This window comes from Sinorhizobium sp. CB7 (genome assembly GCF_041357635.1).
Taxonomy (GTDB): Bacteria; Pseudomonadota; Alphaproteobacteria; order Rhizobiales; family Rhizobiaceae; genus Rhizobium.
This window is the reverse complement of record NZ_JAULLL010000016.1, coordinates 94986-118837: the sequence shown is the minus strand read 5'-3', so window position 1 is coordinate 118837 and position 23852 is coordinate 94986. Positions and strand designations below refer to the sequence as shown.

The window sequence follows — 23852 nt, the reverse complement described above, 5'->3', positions numbered from 1 at the left end:
GGAGAGTGTAAGGCGTGGCATCGATCGGACAGTTCGTTAATCCGACACCCGGAAGTGATGCGCTTTCCCGTGCCCGCCAGCGCGCCAGTCTCGTGCCCGACTGCCTGGTTGAAGCCCGACGCATTGCCAATACCGTCATAGCTGGCTGGCACGGACGAAGGAAACGCGGCATCGGCGAGAATTTCTGGCAGTTCCGTCCCTACACCGATGGAGAGAGCCTTTCGCGCATCGACTGGCGCCGTTCCGCTCGCGATGATCATACCTATATTCGCGATCGGGAATGGGAAGCGGCCCACACGATCTGGCTCTGGGCCGACATGTCGCCGTCGATGATGTACAAATCGACCTATGGTGCCGCCTCCAAGGAGAGCCGGGCGCTGGTTCTGATGCTGGCGCTTGCGGAGATCCTTGCCCGTTCCGGCGAGCGCATTGGTTGCCCAAGTGTAATGGAGCCAGTATCGGCTCGCAACGCCGCCGAAAGGCTCGCGACAGCCATCGTGCATGCACCCCTGACCGGCGGCCTGCCTGAAGTCGGGATGGTTCGTGGCTGGAGCGATCTCATCCTCATCGGCGACTTCCTGGATGATGCCGCGAGCGTCATGGAGCGGCTGGGACCCCTTGCACGGCGCGGGTTGCGGGGCCATGTCATAGAGGTTGCGGATCCGGCCGAGGAAATTTTTCCCTATAACGGCCGAACCGAGTTCGCCGATCCCGAAACCGGCACGAAACTCGTTTCCGGACGCGCCGAAAATGTCCGCGAAGATTACCGGCGCGCCTATCTTGCAAGGCGCGAGAGCCTCGGCCAATCGCTGCGTCATCTCGGCTGGACGTTCCTCAGTCACCGCACCGACCGTCTTGCGTCGGAAGCACTCGTCGCGGTTCACATGTATCTCTCCGGCATGCCCGCCAAGGCAACGCATGGAGGCCAGCTATGAGCGCGCTCTCCTTCGCATTTGCCTATCCCGCCGTGCTGGCTGCGTTGCTGGCGCTTCCCATCATTTGGTGGCTGCTGCGATTGACCCCGCCACGCCCGACGTTGGAAGTTTTTCCACCGTTGAAGATCCTCGCCACTGTGCTGAAACGGGAGGAAACGCCCGCTCAAAGCCCGTGGTGGCTGACGGCTCTGCGTATGCTGCTCGCCGCAGTCGTTATCTTCGCGATAGCTGACCCGGTCTTCAATCCGCGTACCAATTCGCTTGCGAGCGGCGGACCGCTGGTACTCTTTGTCGATAACGGCTGGGCAACTGCGCCCGATTGGGATCGTCGGGTACAGACTGCGAATGCGCTCATCGACGATGCCGAAGCCAATGGAACGCCGGTCTCGATCGTCTTCACCGCCGATCAGACCCATGACGCCACGGCGGGCACGGCGACAGCGGCCAGAGACAAGCTGAAGGCGGCTGAACCAAAGCCGCTCGTTCCCGACCGCGAGCGGACCTTCGAGGCCGTGCGCGCAGCGCTGAACGGCACTCCTCCCGGCACGATCGCCTTCCTAGCCGATGGCGTTCAGGCGAAGGACAATGACCCGGCCGTCCGTGAGCTTGCTGATTTGAGGCCCTCGGAGCTTCGCCTCATCGAAGGCGATGGCAACCAGACCGTTGCGATTAACGGCGCAACCAATGCCGCAGATGCCATGACCGTCACAGCGACGCGGTTGAATGGCAGCGACCGAGCTTCATTACCCATCAGCGCTCAGGACACGCAGGGACGCTCGATCGCCAACGGCACGATCGATTTCGCCCCCGGGCAAACTGTCGCAACCGGATCGATCGCCGCCCCTTTCGAAATGCGAAACGACTTCGCTCGCGTCGGCATCGATAATCTTGCGACGGCAGGTGCCGTCCATCTTCTCGATGACGGCTTCAAGCGTCGCCGCGTCGTGCTCCTGTCCGGCGAGGCCCGCGACGAACTCCAGCCGTTCCTGTCCCCCCTCTATTATATCCAGCGCGCACTGCAGCCCTATGCCGACCTGCTAGAGCCGACGGATTCGAATCTTTCCGTTACGATCCCTCAGTTGCTTGCAAGCAATCCGTCGGTCATCATTATGGCCGATATCGGCCGCCTGCCTCAGGAAACCTACGAGCCGCTGCAGCGCTGGATCGCCAATGGCGGCATGCTGCTTCGTTTTGCCGGCCCTCGCCTCGCCGCCGCCCCCGCCGATGATCCGTTGGTGCCGGTCATCCTGCGCCAGGGTGAACGCGCGCTTGGCGGCTCCCTTTCTTGGGCGGAGCCTCAGCCGCTCGCTGATTTTCCTGCTATCGGTCCCTTTGCCGGCATGGCGCGTCCGACCGATGTCCTCGTGAAACGGCAGGTGCTCGCGGAGCCGACGCCAGACCTGGCAGAGCGTACCTGGGCAAGCCTCGCCGATGGCACGCCGCTGGTCACCGTAAAGGAGATCAATGCCGGCCGCATTGTTCTGTTTCACACCAGTGCGGAAGCGACATGGTCCAACCTGCCGATTTCCGGCAACTTCGTCGAGATGCTGCGTCGTCTTGTGCAATTGTCGCGGTCCGGTGGCGTGGCATCGCAGTCAAATAGCAGCGTCAGAACCAGCGAAGCCTTGCCGCCCTTCCGGCTCCTGACGGCCAAGGGGATATTGGTGGCCGAGACCGGCATTGCACGGCCGCTGATCCCTGCGAACGCCGGCGCGCTGGTCGCCAATTTCGACAATCCGCCCGGCCTTTATGGTTCTGAGGAAGGCTTCACGGCCCTTAACGTTCTGCCTGCCGGTGCGGAGATCAAGCCGCTCGATACTGCGGGAGCCACCGTCGTCCGTGCCGGACTGATCGGCGGAGAAACCTGGTCTGCCAAGCCCATGCTCTTCCTGATTGCCTTTCTGTTACTCCTTGCCGATAGCCTCATCGTTCTTTTCATGAACGGCGCCTTTGCCAGACGGCTGCGGCCCGCAACCCGCAATCTCGCGGTGATGATCGCCGCCATTGGCGTGCTTGCGTTTCTCCATCCAACGGATTTGCGCGCCAACGATTCACAGCCCGGCGACGACACCATCCTTCAAAGGCTCGACAATACCCACCTTGCCTATGTGGTGACAGGCGAGGACGACGTGGATCGCACGTCTGAACGCGGTCTGGAAGGACTTACCGAGTTCCTGACCTACCGCACATCGCTTGAACCTGCGGCGCCGGTTGGCCTTGATCTCACCAAGGACGAGCTTTCCTTTTATCCAATTATCTACTGGCCGATTTCAGCCAGTGCTCCAATGCCCTCCGCAGCCGCAATCAACAAGATCGATGCCTATATGCGCAGCGGCGGCACGGTCCTCTTCGACACCCGCGATCAGTTGAATGCGCTCGGCGACAATAGCGGTTCGAGCGAGAACGGAGAGCGTCTGAAAGCGATCCTTGGCAATCTCGACATTCCACCGCTCGAGCCGGTTCCTGCCGATCACGTCCTGACGAAATCCTTCTATCTGCTGTCGAGCTTTCCCGGCCGTTACAACGGCAGCCCGCTCTGGATCGAAGCCCGACAGGACACCCGTCCCAAGGATGACAAATCCACCGCATCGGCCGACGGCGTCTCGCCCATTTTGATCACGGGCAACGACTTCGCCGGCGCCTGGGCCGTCGATAGCAATGGCCAACCCCTGCTGCCGACCGTTCCGGAGGACGAAATGCAGCGCGAATATGCCTACCGCGCCGGCGTCAACATCATGATGTACATGTTGACCGGCAACTACAAGACCGACCAGGTGCATGTGCCGGCCTTGCTGGAACGGTTGGGACAGTGACATGACGCTTGATTTTTCGCCTTTCCTGCCCTGGCCTGTGCTTGCCGTCCTGGCGGCGATTGTCGCCGTCATTGCCGTCTTTGCGATCTGGCGTCGCATACGTGGCGCCTGGATTCGAAGCCTCGCGGCTCTGGCTCTGCTGACAGCGCTTGCCAATCCCGTGCTGCTGCAGGAGGATCGCGATCCGCTTTCGACCGTCGTTCCGGTCATAGTCGACCGCAGCCAGAGTCAGCAGACACCGGAACGGAGGGCGATGACGGAACAGGGCCTGACGGAATTGAAGGAACAGTTCGCTCGCTTTCCCCGCATCGAGCCCCGTTTCATCGACTCCACGGAAGAGAGGGATTCCGATGCGCCGGCCACACGTCTCTTCGAAGCGCTTTCCTCGGCCGTCGCCGACGTCCCACCCTCTCGCATCGGCGGTGCGATCTTCCTGACGGATGGCGAGATTCACGATGTTCCCGGCACCAACCAGGCCCTCGGTTTCGATGCGCCCATCCACGGCCTGATCACCGGTAAACCGAACGAATTCGACCGCCGCATCGAAGTTATTCGCGGACCGCGCTTCGGCATTGTCGGCGAGGAACAGCAACTCGTGCTGCGGGTCTTCGATGACGGGCCGAGCCCGGGCACTACCGCGGATGTCACGGTGAAGCTGAACGGCGACGAGATTGCCACCCTCAAGGCAACGCCCGGTCAGGATACCCCTTTCAGTTTCAAGGTGCCGCATGGCGGCAACAACGTGCTCGAATTGAGCGTCGCCGAAGTGCCCGGCGAGGTCACCACGGCCAACAATCGCGCGGTGCAACTGATAGAGGGAATTCGCGAAAACCTGCGCGTCCTCCTCGTTTCGGGAGAACCGCATGCGGGTGAACGCGCCTGGCGCAACCTGCTGAAATCAGACGCTTCGGTCGATCTTGTGCATTTCACCATCCTGCGCCCACCGGAAAAACAGGATGGCACGCCGATCAATGAGCTCTCGCTGATCGCCTTTCCGACACGGGAGCTGTTTGTCGACAGGATCAATGATTTCGATCTGATCATCTTCGATCGCTACCAGCATCGCGGCGTGCTTCCGATCCTCTATTACGACTACATCGCGCAATATGTACAAAATGGCGGAGCGCTGCTGATCGCCGCCGGGCCGGAGCATGCCGGCGAGGATTCGATTGCGCTGACGCCACTTTCGGCGGTGTTGCCCGCCGCGCCAACAGGCCGGATGATCGACAAGGCGTTCTATCCCCGCCTCTCTGAGGAAGGACGCAAACATCCGGTGACCCGAGGCCTCGATGGTTCGGGCAGCGAACCGCCGCATTGGGGCCGCTGGTTCCGCAGCGTCGATGTCGATCCTCCGCAGGGCCAGACTGTCATGGTCGGCGCTGATAATAGCCCCCTGCTTGTGCTGAACCGCGCCGGTCAGGGTCGCGTCGCCATGCTGCTGTCCGATCAAGGCTGGCTCTGGGCACGCGGCTTCGAGGGTGGTGGTCCGCATGTGGCTCTCTATCGCCGGATCGCCCATTGGCTGATGAAAGAGCCGGCTCTCGAGGAAGAGGCGCTGACGGCGCGAGCGTCGGGGCGTACGCTGGAGATCACGCGGCAGACGCTTGGCGACAATCCCGGCCAAGCGACCGTCAAATACCCCTCGGGCAAAACCGAAACCCTGCCGCTCACCCCATCGGAACCGGGCCTGTACAGGGCCGAGAAGCGAATGGACGAGATCGGCCTGTTCGAGATTAGCAATGGTAATCTGTCGACGCTCGTCCATGTCGGCGCCGTCGACGCGCCGGAATTCAAGGCAATGATCTCCACGCCGGATCTGCTGAAGCCGATCGCGGACAAGACCAGAGGGCTGGTGACGCGAGTCGCCAATACGGCTGGAAATATCAGCGTCCCGTCCATTCTGCCTGTTCGCGGCCCAGTCCGTATCACTGACGATCGCCGCATGACGATCCGGATGACAGACGAGACCGTTCTCAAGGGCATCAATACGCTACCGCTCTTTGCCGGTTTCGCCGGCGTAGCCGCCCTGCTCTTCGCTTTTGCCGCCATGTGGTGGCGCGAGGGTCGGTGATTGCATGCCCCTGCTGGAAGTGACGGATCAGCCTTCGGAGAGCGACCTCTCCATTATCGGAGACGGCATATCTGCCTACAATGACGAGGACATTGGCCCCTCTCCGCGCAAGTCGCTTGCCGTTTTGATCCGTGACGAGAACGGCAGAATAATCGGTGGACTTTCCGGCCGCACCGGCTGGGGTTGGCTCTTCATACAATATCTCTTCGTGCCGGAGCATTTGCGTGGCCAGGGACTGGCGGGAAAACTTCTCACAAGAGCCGAAGAGGAAGCCCGTGCCCGCGGTTGTCACGGCGCCTGGATCGACACGTTTAATCCGCAGGCGTTACGTGCTTATCGGCGTCAGGGATATGAGATATTTGGCGAATTGCCGGACTATCCTCCCGGCAGGACACGTTCCTTTCTGCGAAAACGTCTTTAGCCGTTGCTTCAGGCAAGCGAGACTTGCCGTGTTTCCGCATCGATCATGAAAGCCGCCAGCGCGGAAACAACCAGGAATCCGGCAAAGAGACCGATCGCAAGCGCAAATCCTTGCGCGACTACGAAGGCCATCAGGGATGGGGCAAGAAGACCGCCGAGCCTTGCCATCGCGCCTGCCGCGCCCATGCCGGTCGCCCGCGAAGCGGTTGGATAGAGTTCCGGTGTGTAGGCATAGAGCGCACCCCAGGTGCCAAGCAGAGCAAAGCTCATGATGAGCAATGCCGCGCCCACCAGGATGTCGGCCACCGAAAAGACGAAGAGCAGGCAACCGATCGCCGAAAGCAGGCAGAAGCCGACCAGCGTGGAACGGCGACCCCATTTTTCGACGCCATAGGCGGCAAGCGCATAGCCCGGGATCTGCGCCAGCGCCACGAAAACGAGAAAACCATAGCCGCGCACGAAGCCGAAGCCGTCACCAGCAAGCTTCGCCGGCATCCAGGTAAAGACACCATAATAGGAGATGGAAACCAGGAACCAGATCGACAGGATCATGACGCTGCGCCGCCGCAGCGTGTCGGAAAAGATCGCGGTTGGGCCAGTCTGCGGGGAAGGCGCCAATTCCGTATCGGCTGCAAGTTGCGGCTTTCCGTTACGCATGAGCATGCGATTGACGATGGTTCGCGCCTCCTCCGCATTGCCAGAACGCATGAGATAGAGCGGTGATTCCGGAACAAGGAAACGCAGACCGACGCCGATGAGCGCCGGCATTGCGGTTACCGCGAAGATGTAACGCCAGGCATCCGCAACACCTGCGGCATTTGCGGCCCAGGCAGCGAGCGCAACGATAAGCGTGCCCACCGCCCAGAAACCCTCCAGCATGACGAGCCAACGACCACGGTTCTTCGGCGGCAGGAATTCGGCCATCATCGCGTAATCAACCGGCAATGTGCCACCGACCGCCATCCCGGTGAGAAACCGCAAGACCAGCAAAGTGAAGAAATCGGGAGCGAAAATCGACAGCAGGCCGAAGACAGCATCGCAGGCAACTGTCGCGATCAGGATGCGCCGGCGACCATGGCGATCGGCAAGCCGGCCGAACAGGATCGCACCGATTAGCATGCCGAGAAAGAACAACGTACCGGTCTGAAGCGCCTGCGGCACGGTCAGGCCGAAACTCGCGGCGATCGAGGCCGCAGTGAAGCCGACGGCCAGCACCTGCATAGCATCGGCGGCCCACACCAGACCGAATATGCCCATCAGGCGTCGCTGGAAATTGCCGGTGCCGGCCCGCTCCAGTGCCTCGTCCATGAAAATCCGAGCCATTTCGACGACCTCCACCCTCACCATGGAGCCAGGTGCCTCGCCTTTTTCGGCGAATCCCGCCCTGTCGCTGAATAGAGCACCTGCCCGGTTTGTGCCAGCCAAATAGTTCACCGGAGCGCAAGCGGAGGACAGACCGTGCTGCACCACCCCTCATCCGCCCTCCGGACACCTTGCCCCGCAAGCGGGGCGGAGGGGAGTCGCGCCCCCGTCGTCCTTCACCGAGGCTGTTGGTTCGCAGTTGCCACTTGCTCGATCGTCCCCTCGCCCCGCGTGCGGGGAGAGGGCTAGGGTGAGGGGCAAAACTCTCAGAAAATCCGATAGTTGCAGATCAAAATTCGAGTGCGGTGAAAGCCCCTCATCCGCCCTTCGGGCACCTTCTCCCCGCAAGCGGGGCGAAGGGGAGTCGCAGCCTCCGTCGTCCCTCACGGCGACGGTTGGCTCGGTGCCAGGCGGGCGTCGGCCGGTCCTAAAGCAAGATGCCGAAAAGTGTGTTTTCGGGCAACATCTTGCTCTAACTTTTTGCGTCAGACCTTAGACGGCAATCTTGCCGCCGCCGATCTTGGTGATGGCGACAACGGCCGGACGAACGGGCATGTCATCCTTGAAGTCCGGCCAGCGGGTGGAGAGGTCCTCGTAGTAAGACGGGCGTCCGTGACCGCTCCAGTCATCGCCGCCATCGCCCGGATGCTGCACGGCAACGAACGCCGTTTCATCGCCGGGGATGATCAGCGGACCACAGAGCTCAGCGCCCACCGGTACGCGATAGAACAGCTTCGACGTCGCGCGCGCATCGCCTTCGGTATCAATCGCCCAAAGACCATCCGTACGGCCGGTTGCCTTATTGTTGTTGCCGTCGGTCGCCACCCACAGACGGCCAGCCGAATCGATGGAACAGTTATCCGGCATGCCGAACCAGCCGTTCTTGGTCGTTTCGGTCGAGAAGGATGCACCAACCTCGGCAACGGACGGATCGCCGCACTTCAGCAGCACTTCCCATTTGCCTGTCGTGGCCGCGAACTCGCCGCCCTCCTCGCTGATCTCGATGATGTGGCCGAACGCATTCTTGGCGCGCGGATTGGCGGCATCGACCTGCTCGGGCTTGCGATTGCTGTTATTGGTCAGCATGACGTAGACCTTACCGTTGACCGGGTTCGGCTCGACGTCTTCCGGCCGATCCATCTTCGTGGCTCCGAGCAGGTCGGCGGCACGACGCGTCTCGATGAGGACGTCGGCCTGGCTGGAGAAGCCATTTTCGGCCGTCAGCGGACCTTGACCGAAGGTCAGCGGAAGCCATTGCAGCGTACCGTCTTCGGCAAACTTGGCAACATAGAGGGTTCCACTGTCGAGCAGGTCGATGTTGGCTGCTCGATCGTTCGCGTTGTAGGTGCCGGATGTCACGAACTTATAGACATAGTCGAAGCGCTCGTCGTCGCCGAGGTAAAAGACGACATTTCCGTTCTTGGAGACGATCGATGCTGCACCTTCATGTTTGGTGCGGCCAAGAGCGGTGCGCTTCTTCGGCGTGGACGTCGGATCGAAAGCGTCGACTTCAACGATCCATCCGAAGCGATTGGGTTCGTTCGGCTCCTTGGCGACGTCGAAACGATCGTAGAAGTTCGCCCACTCATAGGAGCCTTCCGGAACGCCGTAACGCTTGTAGTTGGCGGCTTCCTTGTGGTCTGCCGGCAATTCGCCGGAGAAGTAGCCATGGAAGTTCTCCTCCGCCATGATGTAAGTGCCCCATGGGGTCACGCCGCCGGCACAATTGTTGAGGGTGCCAATGACCTTGGTGCCGCTCGCATCGGCTGATGTCTGCAGCCGCGCATTGCCGGCAGCCGGTCCCGTAAGCTGCATTTCCGTCATTGCCGTGATGCGGCGATTGTACCGACTGTCCGGCACCACCTGCCACTTGCCGTCGACCTTGCGGATTTCGACGATGGTGCCGCCATGGGCGGCCATTTCGATATCCACCTGCTCCTTGCTGAGCGGCGCCTGCTTGATCTTCCCGTCGGTGATCGTGACGATACCCGGGAACATCAGATGCGGATTGGTATATTCGTGATTGACGACGAGCAGACCGTGCTCGGACGAGCCTTCGAGCGGGATATAGCCGACATAGTCGTTATTGTAGCCGAACTGACGGCGCTGCGCCTCGGCCGTCTGGTTCTTTGGATCGAATGCCGGTGAATCGGGGAACAAGGCATCGCCCCAGCGCAGCAATATGTCGGCATTATAGCCTTCGGCAACGTGATGATCGGCATCGACGCCGGCCTCGACTTCCTTGAACGAGAAGGCCGACGTACCGGCGGCACGCGCCTTCTCAGCGGTGATCAGTGCCAGAGGGCTTACGGTTGCGGCAATGGCGGAAACCGCCAGCGATCCCTGGAGGAATCCACGACGGGAAAAGCGTCTGCTGATAATTTCGCCCATCGTAGGATTATCGGTGAGGTTACGTCCCTCACCATCGGCTTCCTCGAGCTGGCTTGTCGGAAAAATATCCTTTTGAGAAAGATGTTCAGTCATTTGAACTACCCCCATAGTGTTGACTGCCACACTCCGTCTTTAGAGTGTTTTTAAACCTTATGGGGGCCGCATAACAGATATATGAAAATGGTGTGACAGTCTGGACGCCACGAATTCCGATCCGCCGGCACAGCCGATATGTGCCCATTGGACAAAGAATTGTTAGTCAATTCCAAGGGATAAAGCGTCCTTGGCGCGCCCGATGGACGCGTATCGCTTCAGGACGGAAGAGCCGTTTCTCTCCAGCGAATAACACCGCTCAAATGCTCGTGAACGCCGTCGGCAATCGGCACGACAAGCACGCGGGCAGGATCGACCGGGCCGGGAAAAATCAGCGCATTGTAGGCGACCTTCTCGAAACCGAGAGGTCCGTAATAGGGAGGATCGCCGACGAGGATCACGGCCTCCGATCCCTTGCGCCGGGCAGCCTCTACGGCGATGCGGACAAGCTCGCGCCCGATTCCCTGGTTCTTGTGCGAGGGCCGCACGGCAAGTGGTCCTAGCAGATGCCCCCTCACCGATCCGGCAAGCACCGGCGTCATCCGTACCGAGGCGATCGCCTCACCATTATCCGCGCAGATGAAGGACAGCGAACGGTCATGCGGTCCCTGCTCGCGGATGCGTGCCGCAGCGCGGACGAACCGCCCGGGGCCGAACGCTTCTTCGTTGATGTGTTCGATGGCAGCGTCGTGCGACGCATCCTCAGTAAGGTAGACCAGATCGTGCTTGAACATGAGCATGAAACAACAAAACCGTGCAGACAGAAAGGATGGCTCTCGAAAACGCTCTCGGAGCGTTCGGGATCATCAACGTCGTCGCAGGCTTGTGTATGCGCTCATCAATCGGGTTCCTGAAGCGACGCCCACAGAGGTGTCGCGCTAAGTTACGAAATGGCCGATAGCAGGAAAAATCCGTTCCGTCCAATCCAAAAAATAGCACAGCAGCAAAATGCCGTGACGCATTGTTCATCTTTTGGCGTCTCGAAAACCCGCCAAAGTGCCGTATCTTCCTCCGCAAGCTGAAACGGAAGGATGAAACCCATGGGCATGCTGGTAAACGGCGTCTGGCATGACGTCTGGTACGACACCAAGGAAACCAACGGCCATTTCAAGCGTGCGGCCTCGCAATTTCGCAACTGGGTAACGGTCGACGGCGCACCCGGACCGAGCGGCACCGGTGGTTTCCAGGCAGAAGCCGACCGCTACCATCTTTACGTCTCCTACGCTTGTCCCTGGGCTCATCGCACCCTGATCTTTCGCAAGCTGAAAAAGCTGGAGAGCCTGATCTCGGTATCCGTCGTTGACCCGCTAATGCTCGAAAACGGCTGGGAATTCCACGTGCGCGACGGCGCGACCGGCGATCATCTCTTCGGCTCGAAAGCGCTCTGGCAGATCTACATGAAGGCGGAACCGAACTATTCGGGTCGCGTCACTGTGCCGGTGCTCTGGGATAAGAAGACAGGCACGATCGTCAATAACGAATCTTCCGAAATTATCCGCATGTTCAACAGCGCCTTTGACAAGCTGACGGGATCGACCGCGGATTACTACCCTCGAGACCTTCGCGCCGAGATCGACGCCCTGAATGACGTTGTCTACAACACCGTCAACAACGGCGTTTACAAGGCTGGTTTTGCGACCACGCAGGAAGCCTACGAAGTCAATGTCCGCAAGCTCTTTGAAACACTGGATATTCTCGATGAACGGCTCGGCCGCGGACGCTATCTTTTCGGCGACCGGCAGACCGAAGCGGATTGGCGTCTGTTCACCACGCTCGCGCGTTTCGACGCCGTTTATGTCGGCCACTTCAAGTGCAATATTCGCCGGATCGAGGAATATGCGAACCTCTCAGCCTACCTGCGCGATCTCTACCAGACATCAGGCGTCAGGGAGACGGTGAACCTGCATCACATCAAGAACCACTACTATCGCAGCCATCGCACCATCAATCCCACCGGCATCGTGCCGGTTGGGCCCGAATTGAACTTCGATCGGCCGCATGGCAGGGAACGCATGGCCACTGCGGTCTGATGCATGTCGCGCAAAAGTGTTCAGCGGTTTTGCGGCAAAGACATGCATGAAAACAACAAGCTAAAGCCTGTCGCGTGAGCCTACCTTCATGCGACAGGCTTTAAGACGCCTCACCAGTAGGCAGACGGAGGCTGGTCCCCACGCAATTCCGCCAGCCGTCGCAATGTGGACGTCGTCGTGCCGACAGGCAATTCGTCGAGTTCGAAGAAGCCACATTCGACGATTTCACGATCGGGAGGGCGCGGCTTGGTCTGATCGACGCTCGCCCGATAGAAGACGACATGATCGCGTTTGCTTGCCAATTTATTGAAGTAAACGTGAAAGAGCTGCGGCGGGGCGGTCATGACGAGGTTGCCCTCTTCGCGAAGTTCCTTCTCCAATGCTTGTTCGACGGTTTCGAAACGCTCCAAACCACCACCCGGCATATGCCAGCCGGGGACATAGGAATGCCGAACGAGGAAAAGCCTGCCCTGGGGATCGAAGCAGGCAGCACGAACACCGATCGTCATCCCTCGCGCGACAGCAAAATAGGAGTGGACGACGCCCAGCAGCAGCCGCGTCTTCCAGCTTCTGGTATCCGGGGGGGGGGCTTCACTCATGTCCTTCGCCTTTCACCAACTCTTGCAGCTCAAGGAACCCCGGCACGGGCAAGACCTGTATTTGATTTGCAAATATCTTGGTCTATGTCTGGTCGCATGTTCAAGCTCGCGCATATTTCCGATATTCATCTGGGCCCCTTGCCTCGTCTTTCCATTCGCGAACTTTTTTCCAAACGCATTACCGGCTTTGTGAACTGGCACCGCCATCGGCGCAAGCATCTTTTAGAAAGTACGCTCGATGTCTTGCTCGATGACATCAGGGAAAAAAACATCGACCATCTCGCAGTAACCGGTGATCTGGTCAATCTTGCGAGCAGCATCGAAATCCGTACGGCTGGCGAATGGCTGCGTGCACTCGGTGACCCCACAAAGACCTCCATCGTTCCCGGCAACCACGATGCCTACGTTCCCGGCGCATACGAAAAATCGATGCGGACCTGGTACGATTACGTACGTGGCGATCTCGCTCCGCCGCAATGGGAAGAAGACCGACATATCTTTCCCTATCTCCGGATCAGGGAGAAGGTGGCGATAATCGGCTGCTCCACTGCGGTGGCAACACCGCCCTTCGCGGCCAGCGGCTACTTCAGTGCCCGGCAGGCGCGCGAAACGGTGAACATGCTGCGCGCGGCGGGTGAAGCCGGTCTCTTTCGTATTGTCATGATCCATCATCCGCCCATCCGCGGAGCGACTTCCTTCTACAAACGCATGATCGGTATTCGCCGTTTCGCGGCCGTGGTGTCGACCGGTGGAGCCGAGCTCGTGTTGCACGGCCACACCCACCTCAACACGCTTTACTGGCTCAGGGGCCAGACTGGAACAGTCCCGGTCGTGGGTATTGCGTCAGCCTCGCAAGGTCCCGGCGGCATCAAGCCGCCCGGCGCCTATAACCTGTTCACCATTGCGGGATCGCCGGGGGCTTGGGAACTGAAAGGAGAGCGTTTCAGCCTCGATGAGAGTGGCGAAACGGTATCGCAGGAAAGCCGAGATATATTCACACGTTAGCCTCGGCTGAGGTGTCATTTTCTTCCCGAGTTTCAATCCCTTTTTCATGAGGCATAAGGCTTGTCCGTGGGGAATATTTTCCGTTCGCCCGATGCCTTGCCCGTGGCGTTTTTGCGCGCCCCGGATTACTATTCTGCAAGACGGATCTGCAGACGGAGGAAATGCCCATGACGAAATTCCCGGCTCTCGCCTCCCGCATGACGTTGACTGCAGGTATCCTCTTGGGCGTGACGACATCAGCCTTTGCGGCCGGTTCGCAATCCGACGAAACGAGTCCTCCTTCCCAGTCGCAGACGACGACGGAATGCCAGGACGGCAAGGTCTGGGACCAGGAAAAGAAGGAATGCGTCGATCCGAAAAAGAGCAGCCTCAATGACGACAAGCTCTACGGGGCCGCGCGCGAATTCGCCTATGCCGGTCAGTATGAAAATGCGATCACCGTTTTGAGCCTTGCAAAGAATCAGAACGATCCGCGCATCCTCAACTATCTGGGCTATGCCAACCGCAAGGCGGGCCGGATGGAGCTCGGCATGAGCTATTATCGCAAGGCGCTGCAGGTGGACGAAAACTTTATCCTTGCGCGCTCCTATATGGGCCAGGCCCTGATCGAACAGGGCGACATACAGGGGGCCAAGGTACAACTGGTGGAAATTCGCGACCGCGGCGGTGAGGATACCTGGGCCTATCGTTCGCTGCTGCAGTCACTCCATGGCTACAACGGCTATTGATCGGCGACGAGGCTAGGCGTCGAAGGAATGGCTGCAGGGAAACGAGCGACCGGCGCCTCAGAAAGCTTGCAGAACGGAATGAAATTGTTCCATAAGGAAGTGCGTTTCGGCAGATATGCGTTACCGCAGCCGCAACCGCGCCGCCGCCGCAGACATGAGTACCCGCCCCGACCGGACAACGAACCGGTCAAGAACGTTCCGTTGGAAATACAATGCGTCAACCGGTAACAGCCACAGACATCAGACGCGACCTTGTCGGACTCCTTCCCAAGCTACGCCGCTTTGCAATGACCTTGACGAGTGATGTCGCGAGTGCCGACGAACTTGTGCAGTCGGTGTGTCAGAAGGCGATCACCAAGATCCATCTCTGGAACGGTGAAGGACGGCTTGAAAGCTGGATCTACACCATGGCACGGCACCAATGGATGGATGAGATGCGCAGGCACAGGCTTCGCGCAGGCTCCGGCAAGCACAATGCGCTGGAGAATCATCAGCCGATGGTGGCCATGGCCCATGACACCTCGTCCAACGCAACCGAAGTCCATGCGATCATCGCATCCATGCCTGAAGGACTGGCAAGCGTGCTCCTCCTCGTCGATGTCGAAGGTCACAGCTACAAGCAAGCATCGGAGATTATGGGTATATCCGTCGAAACGGTGAACGCGCAGCTTTGTGCCGCCCGGCTTCAATGTATGGCTAGGGCGGAAGACAGTGCCGGCCGGAGGTTTTGAGCATTTGTCCGACCTCATGAAAATGCCGCTCGATGCACAGCTTTCCGCCCTTTTGAGCGGTGAGACGACGCCCGAGCAGAAGGAAGAACTGGAGCGACGCATCTCAGCCGATGCCGAAGCCCGCAGGATCTACGACCGGCTGCGTCGGGGAGCAGAGTTCGGCAGGAGGCGTTTCGAAGAGCTGCTCAAGGAGCCGGTCCCCCTCGCCATGGTGCGATCCATAAAGAGCGCACAGCCCCCGAAGGCTCCGGTTGCACCTCGTCTCAACCGTCCGTCATTGAAATTAGCTCCGACCGGCCCGCAGGCGCTCGCGGCAGCCCTTATTCTTTTCGTCATCGGCTGTGGTCTCGGCTATCTCTTCGGCCTTGATCCCTCGGCAAAGGCCGTAACGCCAGTGACAGTCAGCGCCGCATCGAATGACGACTGGCTTGCCGATATTGCCGCCTATCAACGGATATTCTCGCGCCAGCCGCGTCATCTGGTCGAAATTCCAGCCTCGATGCCGGCCGAAATCTCCAACTGGCTGACGACCAGTGTCGGGGTACCTTTCACTACGCCGGATCTCTCAGCTGATGGACTGCAGTTCCAGGGCGCGCGCCTGCTGCTTGCCGGCGGCAAACCCGCCGGGCTGCTCGTCTACAAGAATAGCGACGGCGATGTCATTTCCATCTGCTTCACCAAACAGAGCGCCTCGACAGAGACGGACGACTTCAAGGAAATGATCAAGGACGATATTGGCCTTGTTTCCTGGCACAATGCCGGCGCGGCCTATGTGGTGGTCGGCCCCTCCTCGGAGGCAACGCTCGACGAGCTCGCCGGAAAGATAGCCGCCGAAATTTGAAGTTCGCTGGAGCGAGGGCAGCCTTGCCGCTCGTCCGGCGGCTTCAAGTGTTCTCTACATCCGCGATCGTCCGATGAAGGGGTTTGAACTCCCCTTCATCTCCTCATTTGTCCTATCGGTCGATCACGCAGCGGCTCTTTGGCCGGCCTGCTGGCGCGCCCAGGCAATCCCATCGTCGAGGGATTTCGCCTGGTAGGACAGATCGGTTCCTCCGGAGAATGCGGCCATGAAACGCCGTATCTTGCCATAGTTGTTGTCGAGGACGGCATGCGGCCGCCCCAGCAGCAGCGAGCAGATATGGACGTGCAAGCGATCGGTGACGATCGCACGCCCACGTGAAATCTGTTTGATTCCGCGCCGCAGGCGGTTGTGCGCGGCAGCGTCAAGCTTGCGTAGCCGCATCTCGGACGGCCTGGCAGCCAGGAGTGCCGTTGCGGCGCCCATTGCCTTGGACACGCGCACGCTCCTGGCGGATTCGGTTGTCCAGTCTTCCTTCGGAATGTCCGGATAGGCAGAGAGATCGGCGTCGCCCACCTTTTCGAGGTCCACCCTTAACATTGCAAGCACCGGAAATTCGGATGGATCCGGCCGGATCGGGCCGATGGCGAAGGCCATGTCCGGGCAGAGGCGCACATCGCAATCGAAATGTTTCTGCGCGAAGTGCAGAGATTCCTCATCGCGGACCAGCAGCACGAAATTCTTGTGACGTCCGATGACCCGCGCACTTTCTTCCACCCGCTTCTGCGATTTGTAGTGAATCGACTGCGGAAACTGGATGACCTGGCGATTGGGAAACCTCTCGAGCACGCGCTCGCGGAAGTCCTGATGCGCTTCCCAGATGTCTCCGAAATTGCCGCCGCCGTGGACGAAGATCGGCCCCGTCGGCATCACGCGCTCGAGATCCTCGGGCGAGAAATCATCTATTCGCGAAACATAGGTCGGCCGCTTACCGTATCTATCCTTGAGATAGGCCATTTCTCCCAGCCATATGGCTGAATCGCCGCAATTTCGGATATCCGGAAAATCCAGGATCGCCAAGGGCTCATCGTCAGAGATAAAGTCCTTCAGGCAATTGTGGATCATGTCCTGCAATCTTGCGATCAGGACCAGATTCGATTGTGAGGTCATTCCCCATTCTCCCCGGCTGGCGTTGCAACTAATGCGGCGGGAATTTGCCGCGCATTCTCAAGCGAGACGCAACCTCGGCAGGACTTTGCCGAGAATATTCTGCACCTCCGTTTCAGGGCCGTTCGGCCGTTTCATCAATGCCCACAACAGGAAGGTGGACCCGCAGTACAAAAGGCCCCCCAATGCCACCAGGATCGCCAGATGCAGAACGAGCATCGCCTTATCGCTGGTTTGGGCCAGATGGCTGGAAGCAAGCGAAACACCCGCTGCCATCATCGCGACGCTTATCAATGCACGCAGGTTCACCGAGAGCTGCTTCAGCACCGTGACACCGGCGAAGCGCCGCACCAGCATCATGTTGACGAAAGTGCTGAACAATCCGGTAAACACCCGGCCGAGAATGACCCCTGGAAGTCCATACAATATCAGGCTGACAACCATAATCGGCACCCGGAGGCACAACATCTGAGCGTCGCGGATAAACAGTGTTCGCGTCTCTCCCTTTGCCATGCCGAGCGGCTGCACCAGCGAACCCAGCGTCTGAAGTGCGAAGACCGCGGCAAGCGACTGGATGATGAAGATCACAGGCGTCCATTTGTCGCCAAGCGCAAGCCTGACAAGCGGATCGGCGACCACGGCGACCCCGATGCCCGCCGGAAGAGCGATCGCGGTGACGAGCGCCTGTACACGCTGATAGGCAGCAGCGAGGCGTCCAGGATCATCACGAATACCGGCGAAGGCAGGATAGATGGTCTGCGTGAGCGGCGCTGTCGCTTCACGCGTCGGCATCATGGCGAGGTTGCTGCCGACTGAATAATAGCCGAGAGCGCCGCCGCCCAGCATCTTGCCCACAAGCAGATAGTCGAAACGCCAGTTGAGCGTGCTGACGATCTGCCCCGCAGTGAGCCAGGCCGAGAAGGAAAAGAATTCCCGCATATGCTGAAACGTGACCCTCGGCCGGAACGGCAGCACGAGGTAGGAGACAATGACGTTCGTCGCCTGGGTCACCAGCGTTCCAATCACCAGTGCCCAATAGCTCTGATAGATGATCGCTATGGCAACCGAGGCAACGAAACCTGCGAGCTTCTGCGAGACGGCAAGAACGAATTCCTGCCAAAAGATCAGATCGCGTTGAAGCATGATCCGCCGCGGATTGGTCAAACCGCTCATCAGCACGCTCAGCCCCAGGGCAAACATGACACCAGTCAGCCTCGGCTCCTGGAACAGGGCCGCCGCCGGATAGGCGCAGATCGCAAAAAGGAGGCAGAGAGCCAGTCCGCGTGCCGCGTTGAGCGTCCAGGCAGCGCTGAAATGCGATTCCCCGGGCGACTTATGTCGTATAAGGGCCTCGGCGAGCGAGAATTCGGTGACGGTGGTGACAATCAGCAAGATTGTCATGCCGAGAGCAACAACGCCGAAATCGGAGGGCGCCAAATAGCGCGCCAAAACGAAAGTGCTCAGCGTAGCCAAACCATTCACGATTGCCCGCGACAGGCTTAGCCACATGCTTCCCTTGACGAGCCGCCCGGTGATGCTGGTCATATTACGCGCAAATTCCCACTGTTCGGAGACGCGACCGCCCCGTCATTTACAAGGATGCCTGCGAATTCCGTACCCATGGTTATGGGCAGAAAAGAGGACAAAACGAGATCATTCCATGTTCGCGAACGAACGATGGACCCCGTTTCCCGACGGGAATTAGGCCAGAGATCCCGGTTGTCAATTTTTTGCGGCACTCTTTTTTGGACTTTTCATCGAATCGCGACAAGCGCTCGTCATGGTCGCAAATATCGGCGGAAGCTCTACTCGGTCCCGCCGCGGTCGGCCCAATTCCAACCAATGCTCGACAAGCTGGCCGCAATGTCGTGGCCGAAATTCAAGGCCGGCTATGGAACGAGGACAACCTTGCCGATCGTCCGCCGACATTCGAGTGCATCATGTGCCAGCGCCGCTTCCTGCAGGCGATAGCGTCCGCCCCGGAGGATTTTCAACCGCCCAGAGGCCGCCATTTCGAAAAGGCTGCCGAGGCTCTTTGCCATTTCCTCCCCTTGCAACAAGGGCAGTAGCGCGAAACCTTTGAGAGACTGATTTCCTGAGATCATCCGCTCCAGTTCTGCCTTCTCCAGTTCGAAGCGTCCCAATGCGGCAAAGACGAGCTCCCCGCACGGCGCAAGCGCGGTTAGCGATGCTTTGGACATGGAGCCGCCGATGGTCTCGTAGACGATGTCGACGCCCTGCCCTTCGCTCGCCTCTCTGACGCGGTCCACCCAATCCGGGCGGCTGTAATCGACCACGGCGTCCGCTCCGAGCGAGAGCACCAGGGCAGCCTTTTCCTGTGACCCCGCAGCACCGATCACCCGCCGCGCGCCTGCATCCTTCGCGAGCTGCACTAACAGCGATCCGACGCCGCCTGCGGCCGCATTGACCATGACGCTCTTGCCCTTCGGCACGCTTCGCCGGACAAGGTGGAATGCGGTCAATCCTTGGACCATCAAGGCTACCGCATCCTCGAAGGAGAGCCCATCCGGCAGGCGTGTTACGGATGCGCCATCGACTGCAATGAACTCTGCGTAACCTCCGGAACTGATACCGATGGCGAAGAGCGGCACGGCGACCCGCGCCCCGAGCAATGTTTCGTCCGCTCCCGGCCCGACCTGCTCGACCACACCGGCAACCTCCACGCCTGGAATCATCGGCAATTCGGGAGTAACCGCATAGCGGTCAGCCCTCATGAGGACCTCGAAGAAATTGACCCCGGCGGCATGTATGCGAACCAGGACCTCGTCTTGACCCGGCTCCGGAGTCGGCACATCGACGATCTCGAGAACATCCGGTCCGCCGAAGCGGTTGAGTTGAACGGCTTTCATGTTAGGCCTCACGTTGAATTGGCATGAGGCGGTCATTAGCAGTAAGTTTCGCGTCGAAAATACACACCCTTTCGTTCCATACTCACCAGGAGGTGACCATGGCGGACCCGACAAAAAGATTGCCGAAGCTGCCGGTCGAGCGTGCGCTCAAAGTGATTTCAGGCCGTTGGAAACCCGTCATCCTCTATCACGCCTTCGATGGACCCAGGCGCCTGTCCGAACTGAAACGGATGGTGCCGGGCATCACGCAGAAGGTCTTGATCCAGCAGCTTCGTGAACTGGAGGAGCATGGTCTCATCCGCCGCGAAATATTTACCGAAGTCCCGCCGCGCGTCGAATATACGGCAACGGAATTGGGCCTCGGCCTGGAGCCGATACTCCTTGCGCTGTGCAAATGGGGTCAACACCATGCCGAAGCGCAGAATGAGCTGGCAGAAGTCACCGATTGCGTGATCTACCCGCGAAGCTCAACCGAGCGAACGCATCGGTTGGCTCAAGCTGCGGCGGAATAAAAAAGCGGAGCCGATGGCTCCGCTATCCTGTCAAAGTCACAGACCCAGTCAGCCGTTTTGCGCCTTTATCTCGAGCACACGGTTAGCGGCAGAGACGATCGCTTCGAGCGAAGCAGCAACGATATTGGTATTGATGCCCACCCCGAAAAGTTTGCCGCCCGGATAGGACGTCTCGACATAGGAGATGGCAGCGGCATTGGAGCCGTGCTGCAGCGAATGCTCGGAATAGTCCTCTACCGACATCGGAATGTCGAGATAGATCGAAAGCGCGTTGATGAAGCCGTCGATAGGCCCGTTGCCGCGGCCCTCGATGCGCTTGGTCTCGCCTTTGTCGGTTATCTCTGCTGCAACGACGCGCTGCCCCTTGCGCTCGGGATCGGCGAAGGTGTGGTGGTCCACGAAGCGGATTCGCCCGGCCGGCTGCGTCACGTAACGTTCGATGAAACGGTCATATATGCGCCGCGACGGTAGCTCCTTGCCCTCTTCATCGGTGATACGCTGGATATCTTCACGGAATTCCACCTGCAGGTTCCGTGGCAGGTTCAGCCCGTGATCCTGCTGCAGGATATAGGCGATGCCGCCCTTGCCGGACTGCGAATTGATGCGGATGATCGCCTCATAGGTACGCCCCACATCCTGCGGGTCGATCGGCAGATAAGGCACCTCCCAGACGGAGGTATTGGCGACCTTGATCGCCTTCATGCCCTTGTTGATCGCGTCCTGATGTGAACCCGAGAAGGCGGTGTAGACCAGCTCGCCGACATAGGGGTGGCGCTCGCCGATCGCCATCTGATTTGAATATTCGAAGACGTCCTTGATGCGCTCGATGTTCGAGCAGTCGAGTTCCGGATCGACGCCTTGCGTGAACATATTGAGCGCCATCGTCACCACGTCGACATTGCCCGTGCGCTCGCCATTGCCGAAGAGCGTACCTTCGACGCGATCGGCGCCGGCCAAAAGACCCATTTCGGCGGCGGCAATGCCGGTGCCGCGGTCGTTGTGCGGATGCAGCGAGACGATCAGGTTCTCGCGGTTGTCGAGATTGCGGCACATCCACTCGATCTGGTCGGCATAAATGTTCGGGGTCGCCATCTCGACGGTCGACGGCAGGTTGATGATGAGCTTGTTGTCCGCCGTCGGCTTGACCACTTCGATGACGGCATTGCAGATCTCGAGTGCGACTTCCAGTTCCGTACCGGTGAAACTCTCCGGCGAATACTCGAAACGGTAGCCGCCGCCGGCTTTCGCGGCCATGTCGGTGATCATCTTCGCCGCATCGACTGCAATCTGCTTGATGCCGTGGACGTCCTTGGCAAATACGACGCGACGCTGCAGCTCACTGGTCGAGTTGTAGAAGTGGACGATCGGCCTGTTGGCCCCTTCCAGTGCCTCGAAGGTGCGGGTGATCAGCTCCGGCCGGCACTGCACCAGAACCTGCAGGGAGACATCATCAGGCACATTGCCCTGCTCGACACACCAGCGCGCAAAGTCGAAATCTGTCTGTGAAGCGGACGGAAAGCCGATCTCGATTTCCTTGAACCCCATGTCGAGCAAAAGCTGGAACATGCGGGCCTTGCGGTCGTGCCCCATAGGGTCGACGAGAGCCTGATTGCCATCGCGCAGGTCAACCGAGCACCAGACGGGCGCCTTCGTGATCGTCTTCGACGGCCAGGTGCGGTCCGGAATATTCACCTGAGGGTAAGCGCGGTATTTCACAGCCGCAGTCGACATGCCTTTGGCTGGGGATTGGGTGTTTGTGTCCATTTCTCGTCTCTTCCTCGTCCCGGCATTTGTCCGCGTCTTAGCCGATCGAGCACGGCTTGGCGACAACAAATGCGGACCTTGATGGGGTCATTGGTTCAATTGGGGATTTCGCGAGGAGCGCTTGCCGGGCGGGCTTTCGGCCGCCGAGCGCTCCTCAAAGGACCCGGCAACCGCGTGTAAGGCCGAGGAGAAGAAGCGAGGTAAGGGCGCGCGAACGGACACGCAAAGCGATATCGCCCCGTGCACTCTGTCTGGAAATCTCTGCGCCTGTGATCCTCATACCCGCGCTTATAGCTTTGGGCGAACATACTGACAAGCCCTCGCCTACCCTTTTGCCGTCTGCACGAAGCGCGCCAGCGCCAGCATCAGCCCTCCAGCAACCAATCCCCAAAAAGCACCGGAGATACCGGCAAAAGAGACGCCCGAGGCCGTGACGAGGAAAGTTATGGCCGCGGCTTCCCGCGATTCCTGCGGCTGGAAAGCCGCCATCGCCGAAGAGGAGAAGGCTCCGACCAGGGCCAAACCGGCAACCGCCTGGATCAGGATCGGCGGGGCCAGGGCCACGAAAGCGGTAACGGCACCCGCGAGCAGGCCGAAAACGACATATCCAATGCCTGAGACCAGCGCCGCCCAATAGCGCCGTGCAGGATCGGGATGGGCATCCGGTCCGGCGCACATCGCCGCCGTGATCGCCGCAAGATTGACCGCATGTCCGCCAAAGGGCGCCGATAAAACCGAGAAAAGGCCGGTAACGGCAAAAAGCGGACCCGGCTTCGGATCGTAGTGATTGACCTTCAGCACTGCGATGCCTGGAATGTTCTGCGACGCCATCGTGACGATGAAGAGCGGCACGGCGATCGAGACGAAACCGGCGAAGTTGAAGACCGGCGGCACGATCTCGATCGTGGGGATCAGCGAACGTTCCAGCGACGACAGGGCGCCCTGCGGAATATCGACCCCGAAGGCCAGCACCAGCGCGAATGCCGCAAGCGCTGCCGGCACCGCCCAGAGCCGCTTGAAGGCGCCGACAACGATCCATGTCAGCACGATCGGCAATCCCAGCAGCGGGCTGAAACCGATCGCCTTGACGGGCGCGAAGCAAAGGCCAATCAGGACGCCCGAAAGCATTGCATTGGCAAGTGGCGCCGGAATCGCGGCAACCGCGCGGCCGAGCGGTCGGAACAGCCCGGCTATGATGATGAGCGCCGCACAAAGAAAGAACCCACCGACAGCGGCCGCAAATCCGCCTTCTACGGCGCCCGTGCTGGCGAGCAATGCCGCTCCCGGCGTCGACCAGGCGATGCTGACGGGAAGCTTCGTCAGAGCGCTCAATGCGATCGCACAGACACCCATGGAGATCGAAAGCGCCATCAGGCCGGAAGCCGCCTGCGCATCGGTCGCACCAACCGCCTGAAGCCCGTGCAGCACGACGGCAAAGGAACTGGCGAAGCCGACGAAGGCTGTGAGGCAGCCCATGAAGAGGGCTTGAACGGAGAAATCTTTGAGCATGGTTGCGGCGGAGGTCCCGGGGAAACGCAAGGACGCGTATGGAGCCTCATAAG

Annotated in this window: 19 protein-coding genes; 10 read left to right on the top strand and 9 right to left on the bottom strand. The window is 59.8% G+C overall.

The features are described from left to right. Positions 1 to 14: 14 nt before the first annotated feature. Genes AAE029_RS26600 through AAE029_RS26585 form a run of 4 tightly spaced genes read left to right on the top strand, consistent with a single transcriptional unit; the run spans position 15 to position 6240 of the window. A complete protein-coding gene (locus AAE029_RS26600; RefSeq protein WP_371075902.1) occupies positions 15 to 935 on the top strand; it encodes a DUF58 domain-containing protein in 921 nt (306 codons plus the stop codon). Then, on the top strand, positions 932 to 3748 hold the full coding sequence (locus tag AAE029_RS26595) for a DUF4159 domain-containing protein (RefSeq protein WP_371075901.1): 2817 nt from the start codon (positions 932 to 934) through the stop codon (positions 3746 to 3748). The genes AAE029_RS26600 and AAE029_RS26595 overlap by 4 nt, the downstream gene beginning before the upstream one ends. Before the next feature lies 1 nt (position 3749). Then, positions 3750 to 5819, top strand: coding sequence for a hypothetical protein (locus AAE029_RS26590; protein ID WP_371075900.1), 2070 nt, complete (start codon positions 3750 to 3752; stop codon positions 5817 to 5819). Between the two features lie 4 nt (positions 5820 to 5823). Continuing rightward, the gene (locus AAE029_RS26585; RefSeq protein WP_371075899.1) at positions 5824 to 6240 is read left to right on the top strand and encodes a GNAT family N-acetyltransferase; all 417 of its coding nucleotides are present in this window, start codon (positions 5824 to 5826) and stop codon (positions 6238 to 6240) included. Between the two features lie 8 nt (positions 6241 to 6248). Here the strand turns inward: AAE029_RS26585 and AAE029_RS26580 are convergent, their stop codons facing one another. The 3 genes from AAE029_RS26580 to AAE029_RS26570 all read right to left on the bottom strand — a co-directional run bounded on the left by AAE029_RS26580 (position 6249) and on the right by AAE029_RS26570 (position 10825). Further along, on the bottom strand, positions 6249 to 7562 hold the full coding sequence (locus tag AAE029_RS26580; protein WP_371075898.1) for an MFS transporter: 1314 nt from the start codon (positions 7560 to 7562) through the stop codon (positions 6249 to 6251). A gap of 531 nt (positions 7563 to 8093) precedes the next feature. Further along, complete coding sequence (locus AAE029_RS26575; RefSeq protein WP_371075897.1) at positions 8094 to 10085, bottom strand: PhoX family phosphatase; 1992 nt, start codon at positions 10083 to 10085, stop codon at positions 8094 to 8096. 218 nt (positions 10086 to 10303) lie between these two features. Continuing rightward, entirely contained in the window at positions 10304 to 10825 is a 522-nt protein-coding gene (locus tag AAE029_RS26570) for a GNAT family N-acetyltransferase (protein ID WP_371075896.1), read from the bottom strand. Between the two features lie 300 nt (positions 10826 to 11125). Here AAE029_RS26570 and AAE029_RS26565 point away from each other — a divergent pair, with 300 nt between their 5' ends. After that, the gene (locus AAE029_RS26565; RefSeq protein WP_371075895.1) at positions 11126 to 12115 is read left to right on the top strand and encodes a glutathione S-transferase family protein; all 990 of its coding nucleotides are present in this window, start codon (positions 11126 to 11128) and stop codon (positions 12113 to 12115) included. A gap of 110 nt (positions 12116 to 12225) precedes the next feature. Here the strand turns inward: AAE029_RS26565 and AAE029_RS26560 are convergent, their stop codons facing one another. Beyond that, a complete protein-coding gene (locus tag AAE029_RS26560) occupies positions 12226 to 12714 on the bottom strand; it encodes an NUDIX domain-containing protein (RefSeq protein WP_371075894.1) in 489 nt (162 codons plus the stop codon). Between the two features lie 96 nt (positions 12715 to 12810). Here AAE029_RS26560 and AAE029_RS26555 point away from each other — a divergent pair, with 96 nt between their 5' ends. From AAE029_RS26555 to AAE029_RS26540, 4 genes are all read left to right on the top strand, one after another. Then, positions 12811 to 13719, top strand: coding sequence for a metallophosphoesterase (locus AAE029_RS26555; protein ID WP_371075950.1), 909 nt, complete (start codon positions 12811 to 12813; stop codon positions 13717 to 13719). 167 nt (positions 13720 to 13886) lie between these two features. Then, positions 13887 to 14447, top strand: a complete 561-nt coding sequence (locus AAE029_RS26550) for a tetratricopeptide repeat protein (RefSeq protein WP_371075893.1) — start codon at positions 13887 to 13889, stop codon at positions 14445 to 14447. Positions 14448 to 14659: 212 nt separating this feature from the next. Beyond that, positions 14660 to 15178: an RNA polymerase sigma factor gene (locus AAE029_RS26545; RefSeq protein WP_371075892.1), complete on the top strand. Its 519-nt coding sequence runs from the start codon at positions 14660 to 14662 to the stop codon at positions 15176 to 15178. A gap of 4 nt (positions 15179 to 15182) precedes the next feature. After that, positions 15183 to 16019, top strand: coding sequence for an anti-sigma factor (locus AAE029_RS26540; RefSeq protein WP_371075891.1), 837 nt, complete (start codon positions 15183 to 15185; stop codon positions 16017 to 16019). Between the two features lie 123 nt (positions 16020 to 16142). On the opposite strand, the gene AAE029_RS26535 is transcribed toward AAE029_RS26540, so the two are convergent. The 3 genes from AAE029_RS26535 to AAE029_RS26525 form a co-directional block, all read right to left on the bottom strand. Beyond that, a complete protein-coding gene (locus AAE029_RS26535) occupies positions 16143 to 17147 on the bottom strand; it encodes a polysaccharide pyruvyl transferase family protein (protein ID WP_371075890.1) in 1005 nt (334 codons plus the stop codon). A gap of 57 nt (positions 17148 to 17204) precedes the next feature. Continuing rightward, entirely contained in the window at positions 17205 to 18689 is a 1485-nt protein-coding gene (locus tag AAE029_RS26530) for a lipopolysaccharide biosynthesis protein (protein ID WP_371075889.1), read from the bottom strand. A gap of 344 nt (positions 18690 to 19033) precedes the next feature. Then, positions 19034 to 20014 (bottom strand): zinc-binding alcohol dehydrogenase family protein, encoded by a 981-nt coding sequence (locus tag AAE029_RS26525; RefSeq protein WP_371075888.1) that lies wholly within the window; start codon positions 20012 to 20014, stop codon positions 19034 to 19036. 98 nt (positions 20015 to 20112) lie between these two features. On the opposite strand from AAE029_RS26525, the gene AAE029_RS26520 reads away from it, so the two are divergent. Next, positions 20113 to 20526 carry a winged helix-turn-helix transcriptional regulator gene (locus tag AAE029_RS26520; protein ID WP_371075887.1) on the top strand — a complete coding sequence of 138 codons (414 nt, stop codon included), beginning with the start codon at positions 20113 to 20115 and terminating at the stop codon, positions 20524 to 20526. A 48-nt stretch (positions 20527 to 20574) separates the two neighbouring features. Here the strand turns inward: AAE029_RS26520 and leuA are convergent, their stop codons facing one another. Both leuA and AAE029_RS26510 read right to left on the bottom strand, forming a co-directional pair. Continuing rightward, a complete protein-coding gene (leuA, locus tag AAE029_RS26515) occupies positions 20575 to 22290 on the bottom strand; it encodes a 2-isopropylmalate synthase (RefSeq protein ID WP_371075886.1) in 1716 nt (571 codons plus the stop codon). Positions 22291 to 22614: 324 nt separating this feature from the next. After that, positions 22615 to 23799 (bottom strand): benzoate/H(+) symporter BenE family transporter, encoded by a 1185-nt coding sequence (locus AAE029_RS26510; RefSeq protein WP_371075885.1) that lies wholly within the window; start codon positions 23797 to 23799, stop codon positions 22615 to 22617. Positions 23800 to 23852 lie beyond the last annotated feature (53 nt).

Bases quoted from the DNA above. Each gene is read 5' to 3' on its own strand.
- AAE029_RS26595 (WP_371075901.1), top strand. From the start codon at position 932: ATGAGCGCGCTCTCCTTCGCATTTGCCTATCCCGCCGTGCTGGCTGCG.
- AAE029_RS26590 (WP_371075900.1), top strand. From the start codon at position 3,750: ATGACGCTTGATTTTTCGCCTTTCCTGCCCTGGCCTGTGCTTGCCGTC.
- AAE029_RS26585 (WP_371075899.1), top strand. From the start codon at position 5,824: ATGCCCCTGCTGGAAGTGACGGATCAGCCTTCGGAGAGCGACCTCTCC.
- AAE029_RS26580 (WP_371075898.1), bottom strand. From the start codon at position 7,562: ATGGCTCGGATTTTCATGGACGAGGCACTGGAGCGGGCCGGCACCGGC.
- AAE029_RS26575 (WP_371075897.1), bottom strand. From the start codon at position 10,085: ATGACTGAACATCTTTCTCAAAAGGATATTTTTCCGACAAGCCAGCTC.
- AAE029_RS26570 (WP_371075896.1), bottom strand. From the start codon at position 10,825: ATGCTCATGTTCAAGCACGATCTGGTCTACCTTACTGAGGATGCGTCG.
- AAE029_RS26565 (WP_371075895.1), top strand. From the start codon at position 11,126: ATGGGCATGCTGGTAAACGGCGTCTGGCATGACGTCTGGTACGACACC.
- AAE029_RS26560 (WP_371075894.1), bottom strand. From the start codon at position 12,714: ATGAGTGAAGCCCCCCCCCCGGATACCAGAAGCTGGAAGACGCGGCTG.
- AAE029_RS26555 (WP_371075950.1), top strand. From the start codon at position 12,811: ATGTTCAAGCTCGCGCATATTTCCGATATTCATCTGGGCCCCTTGCCT.
- AAE029_RS26550 (WP_371075893.1), top strand. From the start codon at position 13,887: ATGACGAAATTCCCGGCTCTCGCCTCCCGCATGACGTTGACTGCAGGT.
- AAE029_RS26545 (WP_371075892.1), top strand. From the start codon at position 14,660: ATGCGTCAACCGGTAACAGCCACAGACATCAGACGCGACCTTGTCGGA.
- AAE029_RS26535 (WP_371075890.1), bottom strand. From the start codon at position 17,147: ATGACCTCACAATCGAATCTGGTCCTGATCGCAAGATTGCAGGACATG.
- AAE029_RS26530 (WP_371075889.1), bottom strand. From the start codon at position 18,689: ATGACCAGCATCACCGGGCGGCTCGTCAAGGGAAGCATGTGGCTAAGC.
- AAE029_RS26525 (WP_371075888.1), bottom strand. From the start codon at position 20,014: ATGAAAGCCGTTCAACTCAACCGCTTCGGCGGACCGGATGTTCTCGAG.
- AAE029_RS26520 (WP_371075887.1), top strand. From the start codon at position 20,113: ATGGCGGACCCGACAAAAAGATTGCCGAAGCTGCCGGTCGAGCGTGCG.
- leuA (WP_371075886.1), bottom strand. From the start codon at position 22,290: ATGGACACAAACACCCAATCCCCAGCCAAAGGCATGTCGACTGCGGCT.
- AAE029_RS26510 (WP_371075885.1), bottom strand. From the start codon at position 23,799: ATGCTCAAAGATTTCTCCGTTCAAGCCCTCTTCATGGGCTGCCTCACA.